Source organism: Bartonella sp. CL25QHWL (genome assembly GCF_042195335.1).
In the GTDB taxonomy this organism is placed as follows: domain Bacteria; phylum Pseudomonadota; class Alphaproteobacteria; order Rhizobiales; family Rhizobiaceae; genus Bartonella.
In genome coordinates, this window is the sequence record NZ_JBHIOE010000096.1 from 1 (window position 1) to 684 (window position 684).

1 protein-coding gene and 1 pseudogene are annotated in these 684 nt (G+C 40.1%); both read left to right on the forward strand.

Annotated features, from left to right (window positions below; translation table 11 throughout):
• Positions 1 to 428, forward strand: a pseudogene (locus tag ACFILY_RS09645) (hypothetical protein); the annotation flags it as partial.
• A gap of 9 nt (positions 429 to 437) precedes the next feature.
• Positions 438 to 684: hypothetical protein (locus tag ACFILY_RS09650; RefSeq protein ID WP_375673382.1), on the forward strand; the 247-nt coding region annotated here is incomplete at its 3' end.

Genomic DNA, 684 nt, shown 5'->3' on the forward strand with positions numbered 1-684 from the left:
ACCGTCTACAAACAGATCACATATCCGATATGCTGCGTGTTAGGAAGGCTTTGCTCAATAATACAGAATTTGCCTCCGCGATGTATGGAAGCAATGAAGGTGGTGGGATTCAAGGCAAAAAAGCACCTTCACCAAAACATTCTGGAGGTTATAAGAATACGGCAAATATACGGATGGTTTCGCATATCGGTTGTGAAGATGGTTGCGGTTATGTTTGGCAATTTGTGAAAGATGTTTGTTTCATGCAAACGGTAACTGGAACCTCACCAAATGTACAGTTTAAAAAAGATATGTATGCATTGTTGGCTGGTGGAGACTGGTCAGATACTACGAATATCAATCCACATCTGCGTGCAATCATTATACGGAATGCCATTTATGAATCGGCTGGCGCCCGTGGCTGTAGTTATCCACGGCATTTTATTTAGGAGGGGTAGATGATAGATTATCCAGAGCATTTAAATAGCAAAGAAGATTATATGAATATGCTTTCCTTTGATAAGGCTGAAACGGTAAGAAGGCTAGAGATGCTTTTATCAACGCGTTTTTATTGTGTTTTTGTCAAAGAGCTTGGAAAGGGAGAAGAGGGGATTGAAGATGATAGGCATAGGATTTGTGTAGAAACAGAAATTCCGGTTGATTTAGACGGTCCTTCTGTAGAAAAGCGTTATCAATATGAATTAC